At 67.5% G+C, this 21,641-nt stretch carries 21 protein-coding genes; 9 read left to right on the top strand and 12 right to left on the bottom strand.

Annotated elements, in window-relative coordinates:
* Nucleotides 1-60: 60 nt before the first annotated feature.
* The gene (gene parC / locus HNP73_RS06940) at nt 61-2,316 is read left to right on the top strand and encodes a DNA topoisomerase IV subunit A (protein ID WP_184147839.1); all 2,256 of its coding nucleotides are present in this window, start codon (nt 61-63) and stop codon (nt 2,314-2,316) included.
* Between the two features lie 118 nt (nt 2,317-2,434).
* On the top strand, nt 2,435-4,369 hold the full coding sequence (locus HNP73_RS06945; protein ID WP_184147840.1) for a DUF3300 domain-containing protein: 1,935 nt from the start codon (nt 2,435-2,437) through the stop codon (nt 4,367-4,369).
* 66 nt (nt 4,370-4,435) lie between these two features.
* Here HNP73_RS06945 and nusB read toward each other — a convergent pair whose 3' ends face one another.
* The 5 genes from nusB to HNP73_RS06970 all read right to left on the bottom strand — a co-directional run bounded on the left by nusB (nt 4,436) and on the right by HNP73_RS06970 (nt 8,330).
* A complete protein-coding gene (gene nusB, locus HNP73_RS06950) occupies nt 4,436-4,876 on the bottom strand; it encodes a transcription antitermination factor NusB (protein ID WP_184148079.1) in 441 nt (146 codons plus the stop codon).
* A 38-nt stretch (nt 4,877-4,914) separates the two neighbouring features.
* A complete protein-coding gene (locus HNP73_RS06955; RefSeq protein ID WP_184147841.1) occupies nt 4,915-5,397 on the bottom strand; it encodes a 6,7-dimethyl-8-ribityllumazine synthase in 483 nt (160 codons plus the stop codon).
* A 3-nt stretch (nt 5,398-5,400) separates the two neighbouring features.
* The gene (gene ribB / locus HNP73_RS06960; RefSeq protein WP_184147842.1) at nt 5,401-6,510 is read right to left on the bottom strand and encodes a 3,4-dihydroxy-2-butanone-4-phosphate synthase; all 1,110 of its coding nucleotides are present in this window, start codon (nt 6,508-6,510) and stop codon (nt 5,401-5,403) included.
* A gap of 150 nt (nt 6,511-6,660) precedes the next feature.
* Complete coding sequence (locus HNP73_RS06965) at nt 6,661-6,945, bottom strand: hypothetical protein (protein ID WP_184147843.1); 285 nt, start codon at nt 6,943-6,945, stop codon at nt 6,661-6,663.
* 767 nt (nt 6,946-7,712) lie between these two features.
* Nucleotides 7,713-8,330 carry a riboflavin synthase gene (locus tag HNP73_RS06970; protein ID WP_184147844.1) on the bottom strand — a complete coding sequence of 206 codons (618 nt, stop codon included), beginning with the start codon at nt 8,328-8,330 and terminating at the stop codon, nt 7,713-7,715.
* Nucleotides 8,331-8,516: 186 nt separating this feature from the next.
* Here HNP73_RS06970 and HNP73_RS06975 point away from each other — a divergent pair, with 186 nt between their 5' ends.
* Nucleotides 8,517-9,647: a polysaccharide biosynthesis/export family protein gene (locus HNP73_RS06975; protein ID WP_246399565.1), complete on the top strand. Its 1,131-nt coding sequence runs from the start codon at nt 8,517-8,519 to the stop codon at nt 9,645-9,647.
* A gap of 253 nt (nt 9,648-9,900) precedes the next feature.
* The gene (locus HNP73_RS06980) at nt 9,901-10,329 is read left to right on the top strand and encodes an SET domain-containing protein-lysine N-methyltransferase (RefSeq protein WP_184147845.1); all 429 of its coding nucleotides are present in this window, start codon (nt 9,901-9,903) and stop codon (nt 10,327-10,329) included.
* A gap of 65 nt (nt 10,330-10,394) precedes the next feature.
* On the opposite strand, the gene HNP73_RS06985 is transcribed toward HNP73_RS06980, so the two are convergent.
* The 7 genes from HNP73_RS06985 to HNP73_RS07015 form a co-directional block, all read right to left on the bottom strand.
* Complete coding sequence (locus HNP73_RS06985; RefSeq protein WP_184147846.1) at nt 10,395-10,775, bottom strand: response regulator; 381 nt, start codon at nt 10,773-10,775, stop codon at nt 10,395-10,397.
* Entirely contained in the window at nt 10,765-12,384 is a 1,620-nt protein-coding gene (locus HNP73_RS06990) for an ATP-binding protein (protein ID WP_184147847.1), read from the bottom strand. The genes HNP73_RS06985 and HNP73_RS06990 overlap by 11 nt, the downstream gene beginning before the upstream one ends.
* Before the next feature lie 228 nt (nt 12,385-12,612).
* Nucleotides 12,613-13,722, bottom strand: a complete 1,110-nt coding sequence (ribD, locus tag HNP73_RS06995) for a bifunctional diaminohydroxyphosphoribosylaminopyrimidine deaminase/5-amino-6-(5-phosphoribosylamino)uracil reductase RibD (protein ID WP_184147848.1) — start codon at nt 13,720-13,722, stop codon at nt 12,613-12,615.
* Between the two features lie 4 nt (nt 13,723-13,726).
* The gene (gene nrdR, locus HNP73_RS07000) at nt 13,727-14,203 is read right to left on the bottom strand and encodes a transcriptional regulator NrdR (protein ID WP_184147849.1); all 477 of its coding nucleotides are present in this window, start codon (nt 14,201-14,203) and stop codon (nt 13,727-13,729) included.
* Nucleotides 14,204-14,299: 96 nt separating this feature from the next.
* The gene (locus tag HNP73_RS07005) at nt 14,300-15,376 is read right to left on the bottom strand and encodes a transporter substrate-binding domain-containing protein (RefSeq protein ID WP_184147850.1); all 1,077 of its coding nucleotides are present in this window, start codon (nt 15,374-15,376) and stop codon (nt 14,300-14,302) included.
* Nucleotides 15,373-16,404, bottom strand: a complete 1,032-nt coding sequence (locus HNP73_RS07010; RefSeq protein WP_184147851.1) for a histone deacetylase family protein — start codon at nt 16,402-16,404, stop codon at nt 15,373-15,375. The genes HNP73_RS07005 and HNP73_RS07010 overlap by 4 nt, the downstream gene beginning before the upstream one ends.
* 66 nt (nt 16,405-16,470) lie before the next feature.
* Nucleotides 16,471-16,947, bottom strand: a complete 477-nt coding sequence (locus HNP73_RS07015) for a transglycosylase SLT domain-containing protein (RefSeq protein WP_184147852.1) — start codon at nt 16,945-16,947, stop codon at nt 16,471-16,473.
* A 188-nt stretch (nt 16,948-17,135) separates the two neighbouring features.
* Between HNP73_RS07015 and HNP73_RS07020 the strand changes: the two genes are divergently transcribed.
* From HNP73_RS07020 to HNP73_RS07040, 5 genes are all read left to right on the top strand, one after another.
* Complete coding sequence (locus HNP73_RS07020; RefSeq protein ID WP_184147853.1) at nt 17,136-18,410, top strand: hemolysin family protein; 1,275 nt, start codon at nt 17,136-17,138, stop codon at nt 18,408-18,410.
* Between the two features lie 56 nt (nt 18,411-18,466).
* Nucleotides 18,467-18,814: a PepSY domain-containing protein gene (locus tag HNP73_RS07025; protein ID WP_184147854.1), complete on the top strand. Its 348-nt coding sequence runs from the start codon at nt 18,467-18,469 to the stop codon at nt 18,812-18,814.
* Complete coding sequence (locus tag HNP73_RS07030; protein ID WP_184147855.1) at nt 18,814-19,473, top strand: response regulator transcription factor; 660 nt, start codon at nt 18,814-18,816, stop codon at nt 19,471-19,473. The genes HNP73_RS07025 and HNP73_RS07030 overlap by 1 nt, the downstream gene beginning before the upstream one ends.
* Before the next feature lie 27 nt (nt 19,474-19,500).
* On the top strand, nt 19,501-20,856 hold the full coding sequence (locus HNP73_RS07035; RefSeq protein ID WP_184147856.1) for a sensor histidine kinase: 1,356 nt from the start codon (nt 19,501-19,503) through the stop codon (nt 20,854-20,856).
* 94 nt (nt 20,857-20,950) lie between these two features.
* Complete coding sequence (locus HNP73_RS07040; protein WP_184147857.1) at nt 20,951-21,529, top strand: calcium-binding protein; 579 nt, start codon at nt 20,951-20,953, stop codon at nt 21,527-21,529.
* Nucleotides 21,530-21,641 lie beyond the last annotated feature (112 nt).

Consider the following 21,641-nt stretch of genomic DNA (forward strand, 5'->3'; position numbering starts at 1 on the left):
GCACGTTCTCCGCCAGCGAATGAAGTGGATCCGCGCCAACCGGCGCGGTACACAATATGTATGGCCGATGACAACGAAACCCCCGAAATCCCGCCGCACGATACCCCATCGGAAGTGAGCGAGCCGCTCGATCGCGCGCTTGGTGAGCGGTATCTCACCTACGCTCTTTCGACGATCATGCATCGGGCGCTGCCCGACGCCCGCGACGGCCTGAAGCCGGTGCATCGCCGCATTCTCTATGCCATGCGTGGCCTGCGGCTCGATCCGACCGGTGCCTTTCGCAAGTGCGCAAAGATCGTCGGCGAGGTGATGGGCAACTACCACCCGCATGGCGATCAGGCGATCTACGACGCCCTCGCGCGCCTCGCGCAGGATTTCAATGTCCGCTATCCGCTGGTGGATGGTCAGGGCAACTTCGGCAACATCGACGGCGACAACCCTGCCGCCCAACGCTACACCGAGGCCCGTCTCACCCCGGCGGCGGCCGCCCTGATGGAAGGGCTCGCCGAGGACGCCGTCGACTTCCGCGACAACTACGACGGTTCGGAGCAGGAGCCGGTGGTCCTGCCCGCCGCGTTCCCGAACCTGCTCGCGAACGGCTCCTCCGGGATCGCCGTCGGCATGGCGACGAACATCCCGCCGCACAACATCGACGAGCTTTGCACCGCCTGCCTCCATCTCATCCAGCACCCCGCCGCCACGGACGAGAAGTTGCTCGACTTCGTGCAGGGCCCGGACTTTCCGACCGGCGGAATCATCGTCGAGCCGCGCGCCGCGATCAAGGAAGCCTACCGCACCGGTCGCGGAGGCTTCCGTCTGCGCGCCCGCTGGGAGGTGGAAGACCTCGGCCGCGGCACCTGGCAGATCGTCGTCACCGAAATCCCCTATCAGGTGCCGAAAGGCCGCCTGATCGAGCGCCTTGCCGGCCTCATCAACGAGAAGAAGGTGCCACTCCTCGCCGACGTGCGCGACGAGAGCACCGAGGACATCCGCCTGATCCTCGAACCCCGCGCCCGCACCGTGGATCCGACCGTCCTCATGGAAATGCTGTTCCGGGCGAGCGACCTCGAGACCCGCTTCGCCATGAACATGAACGTCCTGATCGACGGCCGCACGCCGCAGGTCTCGACGCTGCGCGAGGTGCTGCGCGCCTTCCTCGATCATCGCCGTGACGTGCTGCTGCGCCGGTCGCGGCACCGGCTGGCAAAGATCGACGCCCGGCTCGAAGTGCTCGAAGGCTTCCTCGTCGCCTATCTGAACCTCGACCGGGTGATCGAGATCATCCGCTACGAGGATGATCCGAAGGCGGTGATGATCGCCGAGTTCAGCCTCACCGACGTGCAGGCCGAGGCGATCCTCAACATGCGCCTGCGCAACTTGCGCAAGCTCGAAGAGATGGAGATCCGCGGCGAGCGCGATGCCCTCACCGTGGAGCGCGCCGGCCTTGTCGAACTCCTCGACTCCGAGGCGGGGCAGTGGCGCCGCATCGCCGACGAGATCCGCGCGACGCGCAAGGCGTTCGGCAAGTCGGCCCGTGGCGGCGCGCGGCGCACCACCTTCGACGACGCGCCGGAGGTGGAGGAAGTCTCGCTCGAATCGATGATCGAGCGCGAGCCGATCACCGTCGTCTGCTCCGAAATGGGCTGGATCCGCGCGCTGCGCGGCCGCATCGACCCCTCGACCGAGCTCAAGTTCAAGGACGGCGACGGGCCGCGTTTCCTGATCCACGCCGAGACCACCGACAAGCTGCTGCTCTTCGCCTCGAACGGGCGGATGTACACGCTCGCCGCCAATTCGCTCCCGGGTGGCCGGGGCATGGGCGAGCCGGTGCGCCTGATGGTGGATCTCCCGAACGAGGCGCAGATGGTGACGCTTTTCGTCCACACGCCGGGGGCGAAGCTTCTGGTTGCCTCCGACGCCGGCGACGGTTTCATCCTCGGCGAGGACGATGCGGTGGCGCAGACGCGCGCCGGGCGCCAGATCCTGAACCTGAAGGAAGGCGTCCGGGCCAAGGTCTGCCGGCCGGTGCGCGGCGATCACGTTGCCGTGGCCGGTGACAACCGCAAGGTCCTGGTCTTTCCCCTCGCCGAGCTCGACGAGATGACGCGCGGCAAGGGCACGCGGCTGCAGCGCTACAAGGACGGCGGCCTGACGGACGCCACCACCTTCACGCTGGCGGACGGCCTTGCGTGGAAGGATCCGGCCGGACGCACCCGCACCGTGGCGCAGCCCGAACTCGACGAATGGATCGGCCGGCGGGCCGACGCCGGCCGGATGGCGCCGCGAGGCTTTCCGCAGAACCGGCGCTTCGACTGATCCGCGACGGAAAGCGCCCGCTGCCGCGTGTCAGACGCCGGGAGGAACCAAGGCCACTGGCCGGACGTTCCTTTCCGGAAAACCCGGGCTGCACCCCGGGCGTGGAGTACGTGACGCCATGAAGACGCTTTCCGCCATGGTCGCGGTCCTCGCCGGCATGGCGACCGCTTTCGGCCCGATCGCAGCCACGGCGCAGGACGCGCTGCGAGACGCCGTCAACGAGCAGCAGCGGCAATCCGACGCGGCCAATGCGACTGACCCGGCCGACGCGACCGACACGTCCGGCGCGACTGACGCGACCGACGCGACCACCGACATGGCCACCGACACGGAAGCCGACGCCCCGGTCCTGCTGACCGAGGCGGAGCTTGACGACCTGGTGGCTCCGGTTGCGCTCTACCCGGATGCGCTCCTCGCGCAGGTGCTGGTGGCTGCCACCTACCCGCTGCAGATCGTCGAGGCGGAGCGGTTCCTGACGGCGTCCGAGAAGATGTCCGATGCCGAGCTTGGCACCGAGCTCGAAGGAAAGACCTGGGATCCGAGCGTGCTGGTTCTCGCGTCAGGCTTTCCGACCGTCGTCCAGCGCATGTCCGAAGACCTCGACTGGACCGATCGGCTGGGCCGCGCCATGCTCGGTCAGGACGACGACGTGCTCGCCGCCGTGCAGCGCAAGCGCGCGGAGGCGAAGGAGGTGGGCAATCTCGCCGACAACGCCGCCCAGACGGTTGCGACCGACGACACCGGCGACATCTCGATCGCCCCGGCCGATCCCAAGGTGGTCTATGTCCCGACCTATGACCCGCAGACGGTCTACACCACCCGCCCGACGGCCCAGCCGTATGTGGCGCCCATCGAGCAAGCCACGAGTGGAGGCTTGCAGCCCAATCCGCTGGTGACCGGCGCTCTCGCCTTTGGCGCGGCGTTTCTCGTGTCCCAGTTCTTCGGCAACAAGCACGACGACAAGAACGACGACGGTTGGGACGACTACTGGAACCGTCGGCAGTTCGACTGGCGCGACCGGCAGTTCTATCCGCGGCCGGGCTGGCAGCAGGTCGATGACCGGCGCGATCACTCGTGGGGCTGGGAACGGGATCGCTACTGGGATCCGCGCGCCCGCCGCTGGGATCGCCGCGGACCGATCGCGTCGCGCGACTACGATGACTATCGGCGCGACACGCTCGGCTGGATGGTCGTGCCCGATCCCGAACGGCGTCAACCGTGGGTGCGCGGCTTCCGCCCGTCGCAGCAGACAATGAACGAGCGCGCCTTGCGGCAGGCCGAGCGGCAGGCAGCGGAACGCCGGGAAGCACGGCTGGCGGCGGAGCGGCGTGACGACCGCCGCGCCCGGCAGGCCGAGGAGCAGCGCGAGGCGCGCCTTGCGGCCGAACGGCGCGAGGCCCGGCAGAAGGTGGCGGCGGAACGCCGCCGGGATGCGGCCGCGGCCGACCGCGAGCACGCCGCGCGGCAGAAGGCAATTCTCGAGCGCCGCGCGAAGATCGAGGCAGACCAGCGCGCCCAGCAGCAGACGGACGCCAAGGCAAAGCGGGACGCGGACGCTCGCGCCAAGGCGCAGGCCGACCGGCGGGCGAAGGCGCAGGCCGACGCCAGGGCGGCCAAGGCCGATGCCGATGCTCGCGCAAAGGCGCAGGCTGACCGCCGGGCCAAGGCTCAGGCCGACGCGAAAGCCAAGGCGCAGGCCGAAACGAAGGCCAAGGCTCAGTCGGACGCAAAGGCCAAGGCGCAGGCCGAGCGTCGCGCGCAGGCGCAGGCTGATGCAAAGGCCAAGGCGCGGGCCGAGCAGCGTGCCAAGGCGCAGGCCGACGCGAAAGCGAAAGCCAACGCCGACGCCCGGGCGGAACGTCGGGCCAAGGCTCAGGCGGATGCGAAGGCGCAAGCTCAGGCCGATGCAAAGGCCAGGGCGCGGGCGGAGCAGCGGGCGAAAGCACAGGCTGCTCAGGCGCGCGAAGCCAACCGGGCGAAGCGCGCGGAGCAGCAACAGCAGCGCAAGGCAAAGTGCCGGCCGAACGACGAGGCGTGCCTGCGGAAGCAGTAGCGCGGTCGCCGGGCGGCGCGCGCCACAGGCCGGCCGATGTCTGCTTTCCGTGTTGGTTCGCGCGGCTCAGGTGAACGCTTCGGGCCGCGCGGCGCGCGCCATGTGATCGAGGACGCCGTTCACGAACGACGCCTCCTTCCCGGCCGGGTAGAACGCTTTCGCCACGTCGACGTACTCGGTGATCGCCACCTTGGGCGGCGTGTTCGTCGCGACGAACTCCGCGCCCGCGACGCGGAACAGCGCACGCAGCGTCGGGTCGATCCGCGCGATCGGCCATCGCGCCACCAGCGCGGCATGGGTGAGCTGGTCGACTCGCGCCTGCTCGCTCACGGCAGCGGTCACCAGCGTGCGGAAGTGCTCGAGATCCGGCTTGGCGTAGGTCGCGCCGTCGATCTCGGAGCCGATCCGATGCGTCTCGAACTCCTCGAGCACGACCGGCAGCGCGGCTTGTGCCGCTTCCATCTGGAAAAGCGCCTGCACCGCGTAGAAGCGCGCCGCCGAGCGCATGCGGCGCGACTCGGAGACGGATGGCCGCTGCGGATTGCTCACGACCGACCTCCGCGGAACCTCCGGGCAAGAACGATCAGGTGCAGGGCCGCATCAGCCGCGCCGCCTCCCTTGTTCTGACCCGCCGGATCCGACCTGACGGCCGCCTGCGCGTGATTTTCCACCGTCAGGATGCCGTTGCCGATGCAGAGGCCGTCGAGCCCGAGCAGCGTGAGCCCGCGCGAGCTGTCGTTGCAGACGGTGTCGTAGTGCGTGGTCTCGCCCCGGATCACGCAACCGAGCGCAACGTAGCCGTCGTAGCTGCCGCTGCGGCTGGCCAGCTTGATCGCCGTCGGTATCTCCAGCGCGCCCGGCACCTCGACAACCTCCGCCTCGACGCCGGCATCGGCGAGCGACGCCTGTGCCCCGGCGAGGAGCCCGTCGGCGATGTCACGGTAGTAGGGCGCGATCACGATCAGCACGCGCGTCGGCGCGGTAAACTGAGGACGGGGCAGGACGGTGTGGGTCTCAGTGCTCGCCATGGTTCAGCTCCGCGCCGGGATCGGCCGGGTCGCCGAAATCGTCAGGCCGTAGCCGTCGAGCCCCACCGGCCGCGGGCTCGGGGAATTGGTGAGCAGGATCAGCTCGCCGAGGCCGAGCGCCGTCAGGATCTGCGCGCCGATGCCATACTGACGCAGCCGGTTCGGAGAAACGTGGTCGCCGAGTTCGAGCTTGGCGCTGGTCTCGCGCAGCAGCACGACCACGCCACGGCCCTCGTCGGCGATCAGGCTCATGGCGTCATGCAGCTGGTGGCTGCGACCGCCGTGGACGCCGAGCACGTCCTCGAGCGGGTTCATCGCGTGCATCCGCACGAGGACGGGTTCGGGCAGGGTAAGATCACCCTTGGAAAGGACGATATGCTCGCCGCCGCTGGCCGCGTCTGCGAAGATGCGCATCTGCCAGGCACCGCCGAATGCGGAGTGAACGACCGAGACCGCGGTTTCTCGCACCAGGTTGTCGTGGCGCCGGCGGTAGGCGATGAGATCGGAGATGGTGCCGATCTTCAGGCCGTGCCGCTGGGCGAAGGCAACGAGGTCGGGCAGCCGCGCCATCGTGCCGTCTTCGTTCATGATCTCGCAGATCACGCCCGAGGCGTTGAGGCCGGCCAGCCGCGCGATGTCGACCGCGGCCTCCGTGTGGCCGGCGCGGACCAGCACGCCGCCGTCGCGGGCGCGAAGCGGGAAGATGTGGCCGGGCGTCGCGATCTCCTGCGGCCCGGAGCGCGGGTCGATCGCCACGGCGACGGTGCGGGCGCGGTCGTGCGCCGAGATCCCTGTCGTCACGCCCTCGCGCGCCTCGATCGACACGGTGAACGCCGTCTCGTGGCGAGAGGAGTTGGACTGCGCCATCAGCGGCAGGCCGAGCGCGTCGAGGCGATCGCCGGTCAGCGTCAGGCAGATGAGCCCGCGGCCGTGGGTCGCCATGAAATTGATCGCATTCGGCGTGCACATCTGCGCCGGGATGACGAGGTCGCCCTCGTTCTCACGGTCCTCGTGGTCCACGAGGATGAACATGCGGCCGTTGCGGGCGTCCTCGATGATCTCGTCCACAGACGAGATGGCGTCGTGATAGGTTTGATCCGGAATAGTGGCCATGTCCCGCCCTCTCTTCGTCGGGCGCCATAGCGCACGCCCGGCTGGAACGCCAGCGCTAGCACGCCGGGGCTCCGAAGAAGCGCTCACCCGTGAGATGTCCTCCGAGCCGCGCAGCCGCGCACCAGAGCCGCTCCCCGGCGATCTCGGCGATCAGCCACACGCCTCCGGGCGGCAGGTCACCGATAGCAGCGAGAATACCGGCGCGCATCTCGGACCATGGTGCAGCGAAGCGGGGGCGGGAGCGGCGGCAGCGAAGGCGATGCCATGCTCGGCGTCGAGCTGCACGGCGAGCGTGGCTGCCTCGATCGGCGGTTGCGCCGCCAGCGCGCGCGCCGTTCCGGTCACCGCCCGAAGCCGCTCGATCCTGGCGGGAGCCGGCGCTTCACCCCGCCGAAAGACCCTGAGCGCGTTCGACGATGGAACCGCCAATTGCACCGCCGATTCCTCCACCGACAGCGGCGTAACCCTCGTGAGTGAGGGCGTCTACGGCGTGCTCTCCCAAGACTTTATAGTCCGATGGCATCATTCAGCATCCTATATAGGATGATAGTCCCACGACCAATAATAAAGGCTAGCAAAGCAATACACGCATACGCCCCTACACGCCTGCTAGCAGTCCTAAAGCCACCTGCTGGAACCAACGGCTCCCAAATCCAAATAAGGACCATCCAAATGGGGAATCCGCCTAAGACGAAGGCTGGATATACTGAGTACAACGAAAATCCGTGGAGGAGTTCCTCCAACCAAGGAATGACGACCAACGGACTCGCCGTACACACCGGGAACAGAATGTCTGCTCTCTCCGTAAGGTCGTCGCTGTGCACCCGCGGTGGAACAATCATTTGCTGACTTTCCCAGAAAGTGCCGTTTCCGACCTAATGTAAACGAACTACCATCTGTCTGACAGTGATTCACTTTACAGGTGATAGAATCTGGAACGCGTCCCCCTAAACGGGATTCCCAGTGCGCCCGCTGCGTGATTCATCCCTCGGAAAAGGAGGGATGAATACGACGCCACGAACTGACTGACGAGGAACGGGCAATCGTCGCGCCGCTCCTTCCGAACAAGCCCTGGTCTAGGTTCGAACCTCTGGCCACACCGGAGGAGCCGACGCTCCGGCAGTGCCGTCGCCAGCTGACCCTCGCGTCCATCGCCGGTCCGTGATTGTGGCCGATCCCGGGCAGGGGCGCGGCCGGCGCGGTCATGCCGCGGTGAAATCCGCCAGCCGGGCGACGTAGCGCGCCAGCGTGTCGATCTCGAGGTTGACCGGGTCGCCGGGCTTCGCCGTGCCCCAGGTCGTCACCTGCGTGGTGTGCGGGATGATGTTGACGCCGAAGCGCACACCCTCGACCTCGTTCACCGTCAGCGATGTGCCATTCAGCGCCACCGAGCCCTTCTGAGCGATGTAGCGCGCCAGCCGCTCCGGTGCCTCGAAGCTGAAGCGCAGGCTGTCGCCCTCGGGCACGATCGAGAGGATGTTCGCAAGCCCGTCCACGTGCCCGGAGACGATGTGGCCGCCAAGCTCGTCGCCAAGCCGAAGCGCGCGTTCGAGATTGACGCGTCGCCCGGGCACCCAGCCGACCGCATTGCCGCGAATGTTGGTCCGCGCCACGGTCTCGGCCGAGATGTCCACGTCGAACCAGTTGCCCGCAGCGTCGGCGCCACGATCAACCACCGTCAGACAGACGCCGTCGCAGGCGATGGACGCACCGAGCGCAATTCCTTCGGCCCGGTAGGCACAACGGATTCGGGCCCGCAGATCGCCCCGATCCTCGAGACGCTCGACGGTGCCGACATCGGAGACGATTCCCGTAAACATCTTCGAGGCTCTAGCGCCTCGGCGTCGTCGCAGCAAGCCGACAGGATGCGGAACTATGCCCGGAAGGCCACAGGCCGCCATTGCCGCACGCGGCTGTAGCGTTTCGATCTGGTCCGGGGCAAGTCGTCCGGGGTAATATCGCAAGTCAAGCCAACCGGCGACAAGAACAGGCGAGAGAGGCAGTCGATGCAGGGTACGCGGATCGCGCTGGCAACGGCCGCGCGCATGTTGGTGGCTGCTGTCACACTCGCTGCCTGCACGCTCCCCCGCTCGGGTCCGACGGCATCCGACATCATCCGCGGATCGAACCAGTCAGAACTCGGGATCCACCTCGTCGACGTGACGCCGCAGATCGCCGCAATCACCCGGCCGATCGAGACCACGACGATCTCGTCAGCCTTTACCGGCGCGGGCGTTCTCTCGCCCGAGACGATCCGGGCCGGCGACACGATCTCGGTGCGGGTCTGGGAGAACGTAGACAACGGCATCCTCGCCGGGGTCGGCCAGCGCGCGGCCAATCTCGAGGCCCTTCGTGTCGGCCAGTCGGGCGACATCTTCGTGCCCTACGTCGGCGAGGTGAGGGCATCGGGCAAGACGCCGGACGAGCTCCGCCAGGACATAGCGGCGAAGCTTGCGAGCCAGACCCCCGACCCGCAGGTCGAAGTGGCGCGCGTGGCCGGGGACGGCGCCACTGTCAGCGTCATGGGCGGGGTGCGCAATCCCGGGATCTTCCCGATCGACACCTCCACGCGCCGGATATCGGCGATGCTCGCCAAGGCGGGCGGTGTCTCGACGGTTCCGGACGTCGCACAGATCCGCGTCGAGCGTGGCGGAAACATCGGCAAGATCTGGCTTCAGGATCTCTACGACAACCCTGCGCTCGATATCGCCCTCAGACCGAATGACCAGATCGTCGTCGAGGAGGACCGCCGGTCGTTCACTGCGCTCGGCGCCACCTCGGGGCAGGCGCGGGTGGCGTTCAACAAGCGTGACATGTCCGCGCTCGAGGCGATCGCGACCTCAGGAGGTCTCGACTTCCGCACGGCCGATCCGACGGGCATCTTCGTCTTCCGCGACGAGACCGCCGACGTCGCAAACCGGGTCGTTGGAGGCGGCAATCTCGTCGGTCCGCAGCGCATGGCCTATCTGATCGATCTCACCCAGCCCGAGGGCGTCTTCGCCGCCCGGGATTTCGTGATCCAGGATGAGGACACGGTCTACATCACCGAGGCGCCGCTGGCGTCCTGGTCCCGTGTGATCGCGATTGCCACAGCGACCGCGAGCCTCGGCCGCACCGTCGACGTGCTGACCGACTGACGATCGGGGGGCCGAGCGGTTTTCGGCAACCGTTTTCGACCCCCGGGGCGGTTCCTTAATCGTTCATTAGGACTTGAATCCCCTAAATCACTTGCGGGCGTTCCGCGAGTGTTTGTCTCGCATTCCGGCAAGTACTCGCGAGCGCACCGTAAAAACGCCCGAAACAGGGCGGGATAGCGACTGTACTCAGAAGAGGAACGCGGAATTGGGTTGGTTGGTTGATGTGGAATTCAGGAATAGCTCCATTCATGGCATGGGGATATTTGCACGGCAGGCGATCGCAGCCGGCACCCGCCTGTGGGAATACGACGAGACCATGCGCGCATGCGACGAGGCGGCATTCGAACGCCTGACGCCCCGGGAGCGGCGGTTCGCCCTGCATGGCGGGTACCTGCACAAACCGTCGGACAGGTTTCTCTGGTACACTGACGGCATGCAGTTCATGAACCATCGCCGAAGCCCGGATGCCAACGCCGGTCTCGGTCGCTGGCCCGATCTCAGCGAGGACCACACCACGGCCCTGCGCGACATCGCTGCCGGCGAGGAGCTGACGGAGGACTATACGTTCTGGTCAGACGGCGGGATCGCTCCCGACCACTGGCTGAACAGGTTCTATCTCGCGCATTGTCCCGAGCATCTCGCGTTTCTCCACCAGCTCGAGTCGATCCGGCAGGCGGCCTGACCGCTCCCCCCTCCATCCGCCCCCCGCAAGGACTTCGCGGGGGTGACGGAGCCGGGAACACCGCTTCAGCCAAGATAGCGCCGCACCACATCCATGAGATCATGGATCAGGACCGGCTTTGGCAGAACGCAGGTGAAGCCTGCCTCCTCACACGCAACTTCGACATCACGGGTTGCCGTCGCGGTCACCGCCACGAGGACCGGGCTCGCACCATGGATCTCTCGGATCGCGATCGCTGCAGCGAACCCGTCGAGGCGTGGCATATGCAGATCCATCAGCACCAGCCGGGGCCTGTGGCGCGCCGACATCGCCACGCCCTCATGTCCATCCCGCGCCACGTGTGGCTCGTAGCCCTGCTTTTGCAGCATGGTCCTGAGGATGAGCGCGTTCACCGCGTTATCCTCGACGATCAGGATGCCGTCACTGCCGGGAGGTTCATGCGGCATGGCGCTCGTCACCGGGCGCGGCGACTTCCTCGAACGGCGCGCTGAATACGAAGGTCGAGCCAATTCCCGGAGCACTCTCCACGTCGATTGTGCCTCCCATCATCTCCGCGAGCCCCTGACTGATGGCGAGGCCAAGCCCCGTGCCTTCGGCGGATCGCGTCGAGGAGCCGTCCACCTGATAGAAGCGTTCGAAGATCCGCGGCAACGCCGCGTCGGGGATACCGCGACCCGTGTCGGCAACCCTGATGAAGAGCACCGTGCAATCGGGTTCGGGGACAAGGCCGGCGCTCACTTCGACACTGCCCGTGTCGGTGAACTTTACCGCGTTCGAAACGAGGTTGGTGGCGATCTGGCGGAACGCCTTGCGGTCGCCAAGGAGCGCGATCCCCTCGATATCGGCCCAATTGCACACGAACCGGATGCCCTTTGCGTCTGCCGCCACCCGGATCATGTCGGTCACATCCCGGATTACCGTCGCCGGCTCGAACGGCGCGACGACGAGTTGCAGATTGCCGGACTCGATCCGGCTGAAGTCGAGGAGATCGGATATCAGGGCCATCTGCGCATTCGCCGAGGTGAACAGCATGGAAAGGAGCTCCTGTTGCTCGGAGTCGAGCGGGGTCGTCTCGAGCAACTGGGCAACGCCGAGGATGCCGTTCATCGGTGTCCTCAACTCATGACTCACATTCGACAGAAACTCCGTCTTGCTCTGATCCGCCGCCTTGGCGTCCCGCAGGGCTCCTTCCAGTCGGCGTGCCGACCGGGAGGCGTGGCAGGCACTGATCGCGCTGATCGTCGCAACGGCGAGCAGCGCGATCATGAGCGGTACGGTCACTTGCCTGAGGATTCGCGCGCCCGGTTTCGGGGGCGTCCAGACAACGTAACGAAGGACCTGATCGTCCTTGCCAAGGAGCGGTACCGTTGCCATCCCCGGGACGGGAGCCTCGGTCAGATGGAGGCCATCGAGCATCAGCGGCCCGCCGATCTGGCGCAGGAGACGAGCGTCGCTGAGTTTCAGCCCATGGATCTGGAACGGGAGATCACTCAGTGCCACGCCGGGTGGCGGACCGGTGATCGGGGTCACGCGCGCCACGGCGAATGTCCAGAGATCACCTTCGAACAGCGCGAGAATCGTCTGGCCGATCCTTTCTTCCCGCGGCTCGCTGCCGAGCAGTCCGAGGATTTCCTCCAGCAACTCCGGCGGCAGTACGGAACTCTCCCCCTCCGGCGGCGACCCCAGCCGCCAACCGAAGGTCTTCCCTTTGGTCGGTTCCACGAACTCGATCAGGTCGAGTGTCCCGATTTCGGCCGCGGCATTGCCGATGTTGCTGTAGATCCAGGGCCGGTCATCCATTTCGACGGCGCGGTACGCTTCATCCCAGATCGAATAGTCGCGCACTATCGTCTGCGATCGAAGCCGGAATGCCGAAATACCCCCCCGGACCAGGTTTTCCGATGACTCCTCCGCCAGATGATTGTGCTCCCGCGAGACCCAGAGCACGCTCGACACGACCACGAAGAAGAGCACCACGATCCCGCCAATGTGCAGCGCGACGAGACGGTGAGACAGCCTGATTCCCTTGTCCGCCTCCGGATCGGAGCGTCTCACCGAATCAATTCCCTCGCCGCCTGGTCGGCAAAAATGACCGTACCGTGACGCGCGGGCGGTAGAGTTTTCTCAGCATCTGGGGGCATTAGCTCGTCGCCGTGAACGTTTTTTCAGGCGGCCCCGCATACCGACTGCCGAGGCCAACCCAACATTACCAAGGGTTGAAGTGACAGGCAATCGCACGCTTTTTGCTTGCAAACCAAAGTCGGCCGACCGCCGCGATGCGCCTCAGTTCCGACGTTGCCAGCGGCTGCGCATGTCCGGTCCGACTGCCACGACGTCCATCAGGCTGAACCTCGGCGCCAGTTGCAGCGCGGTAATGTCGAGGTCGCCCACCGCGGGCACGGCAGATGCGCCGAGGGTCAGGCCAGCCGTGTAGCACACGAGTTCGTCGACCAGATCATCCTCGATCAGCGCCGCGGCAAGCCGCCCTCCGCCCTCGCAAAGCACCCGGGTGATGCCCCGGTCGCCAAGCCGCTGCATCATCGCCGAAAGATCAAGCTGGCCGTCGGCCTGGAAGGGAATCTCGAGAAGCTCGGCGCCGAGTTCCGACCATGCCTTGCGCCGACCCTCGTCCGCCTCGATGTCGTGAAAGAGCCACAGGGGCGCCGTCGACGCGGTCGCGGCCAGATGGCCGTCCCGCGGCAACGACAAGGCCCCGCTCACCACCACGCGCACCGGGCTGCGGTCGCTCATGCCGAGTTCGCGCACGTCCAGCCGGGGATTGTCGCTTCGCACGGTGCCGGCGCCCACGAGGATCGCATCGGACTGCGCCCGCAGCAGGTGCACCTCAGTCCGGGCGCGCGGGCCGGTGATCCAGCGGCTCTCGCCCGTCCCGGTGGCGATCCGCCCGTCAAGGGAGGCCGCGAGCTTCAGTGTCAGCATCGGCCGTCCGGTGCTGACCCGCCGCAGGAAACCACGGTTGAGCGCAGTCGCGTCGGCAGCGAGACATCCCACCTCGACCTCGATTCCCGCCGCCCGGAGCGCAGCGAGGCCCGCGCCGCTCACGCGCGGGTCGGGATCCTCGATCGCAATGACCACCCGAGCGACGCCCGACGCGATCAGCGCGTCGGTGCATGGCCCCGCGCGGCCCTCGCGGACACACGGCTCGAGCGTCACGTAAGCAGTGGCGCCGCGCGCCCGCGCGCCGGCTTCGGCGAGCGCCGCCGCCTCGGCGTGCGGCCGGCCGCCGTCGGCCGTTCGCCCGCGCCCAACCACCTCATTCCCGGCCACGATGACGCAGCCCACTGCCGGATTCGGCCAGACCCGTCCAAGCCCTCGGCGCGCCAGACCGAGTGCCGTCCGCATCCAGCCCGCGTCGCTGGCGCTCGTGCTCATGTCGTCAGTCTTCTTCCCGTCCCACCGTCGCCGGGGGCCGCAATTCGGAGACGAAGTCCTCGAAGTCGTCGGCCGCCTGGAAGTTCTTGTAGACGCTCGCGAAGCGCACGTAGGCCACGGTGTCGATCCGTGCGAGCGCTTCCATCACGATCGCACCGATCGTGTCCGACGGGATGTCGGTCTCGCCCATCGATTCAAGCCTGCGGACGATCCCCGAAATCATCTGGTCCAGCCGCTCGCTCTCGATCGGCCGCTTCTGCATCGCGATCCGAATGGAGCGCTCCAGCTTGTCGCGGTCGAACGCCTCGCGCCGCCCGCTCTTTTTCACCACCACGAGGTCGCGCAGCTGCACTCGCTCATAAGTGGTGAACCGCCCACCGCAGGCCGGGCAGAATCGCCGCCGGCGAATCGACACGTGATCTTCGGCAGGCCGGCTGTCCTTCACCTGGGTATCGATATTGCCACAGAACGGACAGCGCATGCCTTGCCCTCGGGTCGCTACTCGGCGGGTTCGCGAGCACTATAGGGATGCATCGAATTGTTGGGTAGTGACAAGTTCAAACCACAACATGGCGATTCACTCGGGGCCGAGATAGTAGCGCAGGGTTCCGAACCATGCGGCGGAGCCCAGCGTGTCGAGGATTGCCCGGTTGATCGGCTCCCGCAGCGACGACCCTTCCGGAAGGGCCATGGCATAGGTTTCCGGCGCGAACCGGACGGGAGCGAGGTCAATGCCGCCGGTTGCCGCACTCTCCCACGCCAGCTCGGATTCGTCCGCGACGAAGGCATCTATCTCGCCGCTCGTCACGGCGCGAAGGCCGTCTCCCAGCGTCGGAAATGTCTCGACACGCGTCCCAAGCGCCTTCAATTGCGCCGTAGCCGGCCCGCCTGCGACGATCCCCACGCGCATGCGGGTGAGATCGCCCGCCGTGCTGACGCCGCCGTTCAACCGGTCAGCGGTCAGGATTGCCGAGAGCTGCGCCGTGGCGAGCGAAACGAGGCCGAGGGCAAGCAACATCCAGACGATCCCGAGGAGACGCCCCGCGACGGTGATCGGCGCCTTGTCACCGTACCCAACCGTGGTCATGGTCACGGTCGCCCACCAGAAGCCGCTGAAGAGCCCCCTGGCCGCAGTCTGCTCGAATTCCGGGTTCTTCCGCCGCTCCGCGACCCAGGCGAGGGCGCCGATGACGACCGTCAGCAGGATGAGCACGGCGAGCACGCTGCGGAACTCCGGCGATGCCAGCGCCTTCAGCAGGTCGAGGATCGGCACCGGACGTGTGGACGGCACGGCAACCGCGAGCCCGCTCTGGAAGTAGCCGTTGGTGAAATCGACCGCACGCTCACCGTCCGCCGTCGGAACGATGGCCCCGATCGCACCATCGAGCCGTCCCGCTGCGACCTCGCCCACCAGCGCGCCCGGCTCCGCTTCGACGAGTTCGTAGCGAAAGCCGACCCGGTCAGCGACCTGCGAGAGGAGATCGATGCTGAGCCCGATCCACGCGCCATCGGCGCCTTGCATTGCGAAGGGCGGCGCGGTGGTCGTGCCAATGCGCAGGGCCGGTGCCTCCTCGGAATGGCAGGGCGCCGCAAGGGCGAGCGTCAGGCAGAGCGCAACCGCAACCTTCCCGCGTCGCGAACAGGGCCGCCTCATGCGTCCGCGAATCCCCTGAGCAGCCCGGCGACATTCTCGCCGATCGCCTCGACGGCATAGCCGCCCTCCATCACGAAGAGCGTCGGCAGCCCGAGCGCCGCAATCCCCGCGCCCATGAGCGGATAGTCGATGGTGTCGAGCCGGAACTGGCTGATCGGATCGCCGTGGAAGGTATCGACCCCGAGTGAGACCACGACAACGTCCGGGGCGAAGCGTGCAATGGCCGTCGCGGCAACCGCGTAGGCCTCTGACCATTGCCCGAAATCGGTGCCGTGCGGCAGCGGCAGGTTCAGGTTCGCCCCCTCGCCGGCCCCCGCGCCCCGCTCGTCGGCGTGGCCGAGGAAGTAGGGGAATTCCACCATCGGATCGGCGTGGATGTTCACCACCTGCACATCGCCACGCTCGTAAAACATGTCCTGCGTGCCGTTGCCGTGGTGATAGTCGACGTCGAGGACCGTCACTTTTCCGGCGCCCCGCAGGCGGAACGATTCCGCGGCGACCGCGGCGTTGTTGATGTAGCAATACCCCCCGGCGAACCGCGCCCCGGCATGGTGGCCCGGCGGCCGGCAAAGGGCGAAAGCGGCGCGTTCCCCGCCCGCCACCAGCGCGGCCGCGCTCAGAGCCACATCATGGCTGGACTTCACCGCATCCCAGGTGCCGGCGACGAAGGTGGCACCGGCATCCATGGAATAGAACCCGAGGAGCCCGTCGATGTCCGCCGGCGGCACGTCGCACCGCAACCCCGGGCGCGGCCAGATGAACGGCATCGCCGGACCGTCACGCCCGGCGGCTTGCCAGAGCCCCCAGACGCGGGAGAGGAACTCGACATAGTCCGGAGCATGCAGGCGCATCGCAATCGAAAGGTCGTGCGTGTCCGGCTCCCGGATCGGCCCGAGACCCGCAGCCTCGACGCTCGCCCGGATGAGCTCGGCGCGGCGCGGCAGCTCGAAGGCTGGCACGATCGCGCCCGGCTGCAACTCGTTGTTGCCGCTGTGCCCGGCGTGGCGCGGCGAATAGACCGTCTGCATCTGGATCGTCCCCGGAGCCCGCGCCGTCAGCCTAAGCCGCCGCTCCCGGCCTGCGCAAGGCGCGGGTCAGCGCAGCCCGGTCTCCTCGAGCAGTCCGGCGGCCTTCGCCTCGTAGTAGTAGCCTTTGGCATAGAGGCCCACCGCCCGGTCCCGGTCGCCGCCGGAGACGAGCCACGCCCCCCGCAGGTACTTGACCGCAAATTCGAGGTTCGTCGCCGGATCGAGAAGGCCGCTCGGCTCGCCCCGGAAGCCCATCGACCGCGCCGTCGCCGGAAGGATCTGCATGAGGCCGTAGTACGGGCCGTTGCGCGCCTCGGGACGGTGCCGGCTCTCGCGGATCACCACCCGCTGCACCAGATCCTGCGGCACAGCGTAGCGCGCGGCCGCGCCATTGATCAGATCCCGCAGCTCCGGCGTCTCGTTGGGATAGAGCGGCAGCGCCCGCGAAACCTCCGGCGCAGTCTGGACCCGGGACGTACCCGAACACCCAGCCAGAAGGATCGCACCCGCCGCAAGACCGGCGGCAACCGTCACTGCCCGCATGTCGACTCTCCGGTCGCTGACCTCGTTAACCGTAACGCTGTTCCGGCCCGATCGCATCGCGTGTCAACTGAGGCAGTGCTCATAGGCGGATTTCCGCCCATCCAGATGCGCCCGTGCATCGGGCCCCGACTTTCCCTAAGAGGAGGACCGGGGCGCCCAGCATGCGCCTCTTTGCTCAAGGATCCCGGATGGTCGTCTCGCTGGTTATCGTTCTTGTACTCATTGTACTGAACGGCTTTTTCGCCATGTCCGAGCTCGCCATCGTCTCAGCGAAGCGCCCGCGCCTCGAGATCATGGCCAAGGCGGGCAACGGTGGCGCGGCCCGGGCGCTCCGTCTCGCCGAGGATCCGACCGGGTTCCTCTCGACCGTGCAGATCGGCATCACCCTCATCGGCATCTTCGCCGGTGCCTACTCGGGCGCCACGCTTTCCGCGCCGATCGCCGAGGCGCTGCGCGGCGTGCCGGCGCTGGCGAAGATCGCAAACCCCCTCGCGTTCGGCATCGTCGTCGTCGCGACCACCTACGTCTCGCTCATCATCGGCGAGCTGGTCCCGAAACGCCTCGCACTGCGCAACGCCGAGGGGCTCGCGGCGACCGTCTCCGGCCCGATGGCCGTGCTCGCCACCATCGGCAAGCCCGTCGTCTGGTTCCTCCGCATCTCGACCGAAGCCGTCCTCGGCCTGCTCCGCGCCCGCGGCGAGGCACCGAGCGCCGTCACCGAGGAAGAGGTGAAGGCGATGATCGCCGAGGGCACCGACGCCGGTGTCTTCCACGCCGCCGAACGCGAGCTCCTCGAAGGCGTCATCCGCTTCGCCGATCGCCCGGTAAAGGGCGTCATGGTGCCGCGCCACGCCATTTCCTGGCTCGACGTCAACGATCCGATGGACACGATCCTCCTTGAGGTCCTGTCGTCCGGCCACTCGCGCTTTCCGCTTTGCGACGGCGAGGTCGACGAGGTGCTGGGCTACCTGCACGTGAAGGACATCCTGCAGCTCACCGTCTCCGGCGGCACCGATCTCCGCGCCGCGGCTCGCGAACCGCTCTATGTCGGCGAGACGATCCAGGCGCTCAGGATGATCGAGCTCTTCCGCTCGTCCGGGACACACATCGCCATCGTCGTCGACGAGTACGGCAGCCTCGAGGGCCTCGTCACGCCCACCGACATTCTCACGGCGATCGCCGGCGACCTGCCCGATCACGACGAAAGCGACGAGGACGGTGCCGTGCAGCGGGAGGATGGCTCCTGGCTGCTCGACGGTAGCCTGCCGATCGACCAGGTCGCACGTCATCTCGAGGTGGAGGACATGAGTTCCAACGACTTCGTGACGCTCGCGGGCATGATCATCGAGGAACTGGGTCACATTCCCATCCCCGGCGAGAGCGTCACCCTGCACGGCTGGCGCTTCGAGGTGATCGACCTCGACGGCCGACGGATCGACAAGGTGCTCGCCCGCCGCCCCTGAAACCGTCAGCGAATCCGTCAGCGAGCCGTCAGGCGCGCTGACGCAACATCCCGCCCATGCAACGCCCGATTCTCCTCGCTCTCGCCCTCGCTGTCAGCCCGGGACCGGCCATCACCCAAGGTGCGGCGCCGCCCCCGGGCGTGGAGCCGGGCAGCGGCACGACCGACGTCGCCCGGGCGCGCGACGCGCTGGAGCAGGGCAAGGCCCTGCCACTGGTCGATATTCTGAAGATCGTTCAGGATCAGGTGGACGCGCGCATCATCGAGGTGGAGTTCGAGGAAGAGGGTGACCACTATGTCTACGAGTTCGAACTCATCACTCCCGACGGCCGCCTGCTCGAAGCCAAGGCCGATCCTGTGACCGGCCGCATCCTCGAAGTGGGTGAGGACTCGGACGACGACTGATGCGCGCGCTTGCGGTTGAAGATGATCCCCGTATCCAACGCGATCTCGCTGCGGCGCTGAGCGGCGCGGGCTTTCGCGTCGAGACCTGTGGCAACGGCGAAGAGGCCTGGTTCCTCGGCGATACCGAGGACTATGACCTCATCGTCCTCGACCTGGGCCTGCCCGGCATGGACGGCCTCGCGGTGCTGAAACGCTGGCGCGCAGCGGGCCGTGACACACCGGTCCTCGTGCTGACGGCGCGCGGCGCCTGGACCGAGCGGGTGGAGGGGATCGACGCCGGTGCCGACGACTACCTGCCGAAGCCCTTCCACATGCAGGAACTCGTCGCGCGCGCTCGCAGCCTCGTGCGCCGCGCCGCCGGCCGCGGCGGCGCCACGCAGACCTTTGGCCCGCTTGTCATCGACGCGAACCGCATGACCGCGACGCTGCGCGGCGTACCACTTGCGCTCTCCGCGCTCGAATATCGCCTGCTCGCCTATCTGGCACTGCACCGCGAGCGAGTCGTCGCTCCGTCCGATCTGCTCGAACACCTCTATGGCGATGACGACGCCCGTGAGGCGAATGCGCTTGAGGCGCTCATCACCCGCCTTCGCCGCAAACTCGGCCCGGGGATCGTCGGCACTCGGCGGGGCTTCGGCTACTTCCTCGAAGCCGCCTGAGGTGTGGCTCCGCTTTCGGCCGCTCGCATGAAGCTCGATTCGATTCGCCTCCGGCTGGTCGCCATGGGTGCCGCCGCAGTCCTCGGATCGCTCGCCGTCGCCGCGATCGGGCTCGACTATCTCTTCGAGCGCCACGTCCGGCGCCTCGCCATCGTCGAGCTTTCTTCCGATCTCGACCAGCTCACCGCGGGGCTCACACAAACCGAGAACGGCCTCGCCCTCGTCCGGCCGCCAAGCGATGGTCGCTACCGCCAGCCGCTTTCCGGCCGTTACTGGCAGATCGACACGCCGCAAGGCCCGCTCACGTCGCGCTCGCTCTGGGATGCAACGATCGCGATGCCCGAGGACGCCCCCCGCGACGGCCACCCGCACGAACACCTGCTTCCCGGACCCGACGGCGACCTGCTGCTCGTGCTGGAGCGGACCGTCTTCGCGCCGTCGCGCTTCGGGCCCGAGGGGGTGCGAATCCTCGTGGCGCTCCGCAACGGTCAGCTCGAAACCGCGGCTCATGCGTTCGTCCGCGACCTGGCGCCGTACCTCGGCCTCCTCTGCCTTTTTCTCACCGTCGCCGGCTGGCTTCAGGTCCATGTGGGCCTGCGGCCACTCTCGGACGTGGGTGGCCGGATCGCCGCGATCCGTTCCGGCACCGCCGCGCGTCTGGGCGACCGCTTCCCGGCCGAAGTCCGCCCGCTGGCCGCTGAGGTCGATGCGCTCATCGAAGCGCGTGAAGCCGAAACCAACCGCGCCCGCAGCCGTGCCGGCGATCTTGCCCATGGCCTGAAGACCCCGCTTCAGGCGTTGATCGGCGAGGCGGACGGGTTGCGCGCGAGTGGCGCCGGGGCCGAGGCCGACGGCATCGAGGAAATCGCCGCCGCCATGCGCCGCCACGTGGACCGCGAACTCGCCCGCGCTCGCATCGCGGCGAGCGCTCCGACGGCGGTATCCTCCCCCACCACGGTGATTGCCCGCCTCATGTCGGTGATCCGGCGGACCGAGGACGGCGCCCGCCTCGACTGGATCATCGACGCGGACCCGCACATCCGCACGCGCATTGACGGCGATGACCTGACCGAGGCCCTCGGCGCCCTGCTTGAGAACGCGGCCCGACACGCGGCCACGCGCGTCAGCGTGCTGGTCCTGCGCGACGGTCTGATCGCCGAGATCCGCATCGAAGACGACGGCCCCGGGATCCCCGAGGCCCGGCTCGACGATCTGACCCGGCGCGGCACCCGGCTCGACATGGCTGGTCCTGGCACCGGCCTTGGTCTCGCAATCGCCCGCGAGATCGCGGAAGCGGCGGGCGGCGGCATCCACCTCGCCAACCGCCACCCCGGCCTGCGCGTCATCCTGTCGGTCCCGATCAGCAACCTGACGGCTTCCTGACGCCCCGCGTCAGACCGGCGTCAGTCCCGGTCTGCCAGAAGTCCCTCATGCCGGGCAGCATGGTGCGCCCGGAGCTCCAGAAGGACAGACAGAGATGGCCACGATCGTCGGCAACAACGGTTCGAACGAACTCTTCGGCACCCGCTTTGCGGACCTCATCCGCGGCCTCGGTGGTGACGACGAGATTGAGGCCCGCGGCGGTAACGACCGGGTCTACGGCGGCGCAGGCAACGATGAGATCGACGGCGACGCGGGTAACGACTCCCTCTACGGTGACGGCGGCAACGACGAGCTCGACGGCGACGACGGCAATGACGTCCTGTTCGGCGGCACTGGTCACGACGAGCTTGACGGCGGCAGGGGCAGCGACCGGCTGAACGGCGGTGCCGGCAACGACGAACTCGACGGCGGCGCGGGCAACGATGTGCTGACCGGCGGAGCCGGCCGCGACATCTTCGAGTTCGACCGGGGCGATCGCGGCACCGACCGCATCACCGACTGGACGGATGGTCAGGACCGGATCGATCTCGATGACTTCGATTACAACCTGAACCAGGCGCTGTCGCGCGGCGATCAGGTCGGCAATAACGTGCGCTTCGACTTTGCCGGCAGCATCGTCATCGTTGAGGATGCACAGCTCTCCAACTTCGGCGGCGCCGACTTCATCCTCTGATTCTCTGGCGCAGGGCGGCTTGATCGGCCGCCCTCCACTCACCATTCTCAAAGGGTGACGTTCCAGACCGCGACGAACTGACGCAGAAACTACAGTCTGGCTCGCGCGATGC

This window comes from Amaricoccus macauensis (assembly GCF_014201905.1).
GTDB classification, from domain to species: domain Bacteria; phylum Pseudomonadota; class Alphaproteobacteria; order Rhodobacterales; family Rhodobacteraceae; genus Amaricoccus; species Amaricoccus macauensis.